The sequence below is a fragment of the Acidovorax sp. LjRoot204 genome, assembly GCF_056175785.1.
In genome coordinates, this window is sequence record NZ_JBGFFF010000298.1 from 1 (window position 1) to 2,348 (window position 2,348).

The 2,348-nt window shown below is 62.3% G+C and carries 3 protein-coding genes; all 3 read right to left on the reverse strand.

The genetic code is table 11. The features are described from left to right. Window positions 1–508: TRAP transporter small permease (locus AC04MI_RS24700; RefSeq protein ID WP_056067705.1), on the reverse strand; the 508-nt coding region annotated here is incomplete at its 3' end. A 111-nt stretch (window positions 509–619) separates the two neighbouring features. Beyond that, a complete protein-coding gene (locus tag AC04MI_RS24705) occupies window positions 620–1,585 on the reverse strand; it encodes a TRAP transporter substrate-binding protein (protein ID WP_146871061.1) in 966 nt (321 codons plus the stop codon). 25 nt (window positions 1,586–1,610) lie between these two features. Further along, window positions 1,611–2,348: putative hydro-lyase (locus tag AC04MI_RS24710; RefSeq protein ID WP_476498986.1), on the reverse strand; the 738-nt coding region annotated here is incomplete at its 5' end.

A 2,348-nucleotide genomic window follows, 5' to 3' on the forward strand; every position in this document is an offset into this window, starting at 1 on the left:
ATTCGGAACGGGCTGCTTCGGACACAGCCATGAACGCCACACCCTGGAAGCGCAGCACCAGCGCATGGGCAAACGCCAGCGCAAAACCAATACAGCCCATGGCCATGCTGATCTGAGGAATCCACAGCGGCGAGGCGTCGGCTGCCGGCGAGATGTCATGGGTGATGTAGGAGATCCACACCGACCGCACGGCATAGCAGGCGATGTACACGGACAACACCAGCGCACTGACCAGGCAGAACCACTCGAAGGCACTGCGCCAGCGGGCGGGCAGCCTGTCCAAGATGAGCGTCACGCGGATGTGATCGCCGTTTTGCAGCGTGCTGGGCAGCGCAAAGAACAAGGCGGCAGCAATGGCGTAGCCCGCGTATGCGTCGAGTCCGTCAATATTGAGATGGATGACTTCGCGGGCAAAAACGCCCAGCGTGACTGCGCCGAACGCAGCCAGCATCGACAGGCCGGACAGCAGCATCAGCAGCCTGTAGAAATTTCGGACGAGTTTGTCCATGGCGTACTCCTGTAACGCTTGAAAAAGAGGGGGATCGGTAACGAGATTGCGGGGGTAGCGCGCGGCGCGCTACCCGGCCCCGTGGGGGCCTTCAGACACGTTCAGACGCGACTACTTCTTGCGGTAGGCGTCGATGATGGCCTGCCCCTCGGCCCCCGCCGACTTCACCCAGTCGGCGGTCATGGATTCGCCGATGCTCGCCAGCTCCTTCTTGATGCCGTCGCTGGGCTCGGCCACCGTCATGCCCTTGGCCGACAGCTCCTTGATGAATTCCTTGTCCACACGCTCGCTGGTGGCCCAGCCGCGTTCTTCGGCGGCAGCTGCGGCTTTGAGCACGGCGTCCTGCAGGGACTTGTCGAGGGCGTCAAAGGCCTTCTGGTTTACCACCGTGGCATTGCGCGGCAGCCATGCGCTGACGGGGTAGAAGTACTTGACCTGTTCGTACAGCTTGGACTCCACGCCGCTGGCGCTCGATGTCAGAAAGTTCTGCACCGTGTTGGTCGCCAGGGCCTGGCCCAGCTCGGACAGCTGGATCGTCACGGGCTGCGCCTTGAGCAGCTGGGCAATGCGCGTGGTGGCAGGGTTGTAGGCGCGCATCTTGGTCCCCGCAAAGTCTGCGGGCGTGCTCACCGGCTTGAGCGAATACAGCGACTGGCCGGGCCATGGCACCGAGAACAGCACCTTCACGCCCTGTGCGGCGAGCAGCTTCTCTTGCGCGGGCTTGGCGGCCAGGTACAGACGCTTGGACTCTGCGTAGGTGGTCGCCAGGAAGGGTATGGAGTCCACCCCAAACAACGGGTTCTCGTTGGTGGCGCCCGACAGGATGAACTCTGCCGAAGGCACCTGCCCGGTCTGCACCGCACGCTTGATCTCGTTGGCCTTGTACAGCGAACCACCGGGGTGCAGGGTGATCTTGAGCTTGCCGCCAGTGAGCTTGTCCACTTCATCGGCGAACTGCTGCACGTTTTGCGTCTGGAAGCTGTTGGCACCGTAGCCGGTGGGCAGGTCCCACTTGACCTGGGCCTGGGCCGCACACACGCTGAGGACAGCCGTCATACACAGTGCAAATTTTTTCATGGGGAGACTCCTGGGGGTAAGCCGCTTAGAAGCTGGCGAGTTGGTGGTTAAGAAGATCGGTGACCAGCATGCAACCCGGGGCGTGGGTGATGCAGAAGGCCGGCTGGGCATTGAGGATGGCCGATTGCGGTGTCACGCCACAGGCCCAGAAAACAGGGATCTCACCGGGCATCAGCGCCACGGCATCCCCGTAGTCGGGATGGGCCAGATCGGCGATGCCGATGAGTGCCGGGTCACCGATATGCACAGGCGCGCCATGCACATTGGGAAACCGCGAGGTGACCTGCACCGCCCGAATCACATCTGCTGCAGGCATGGGACGCATCGTCACCACCATGGGGCCACCAAAGGGGCCAGCGGGCTCGGTTTGCACATTGGTGCGGAACATCGCCACGTTCTTGCCTTCCTCGACATGGCGCAGGCGGATGCCTGCCTCGATCAATGCGGATTCGAATGAGAACGAGCAGCCAAGGATGAAAGTGACCAGGTCTGGCCGCCAGAGGCTGGCGATGTCCGCCACCTCTTCCGACATTTCACCGTGACGCCAGATGCGATATAGCGGCACATCGCTGCGGATGTCGATATCTTTGCCCAGTGAAGGCAAGGTGAACTGTCCGGGCTCGCTGACCGCCAGCACAGGGCAAGGCTTGGGGTTGCGTTGACAGAACCGGAGAAAGTCACTGGCAAGCACCTCGGGGAGGATGACCACGTTGCCCTGGACATGGCCATCCGCGAGACCACTGGTATGCGATGTCCACAGGCC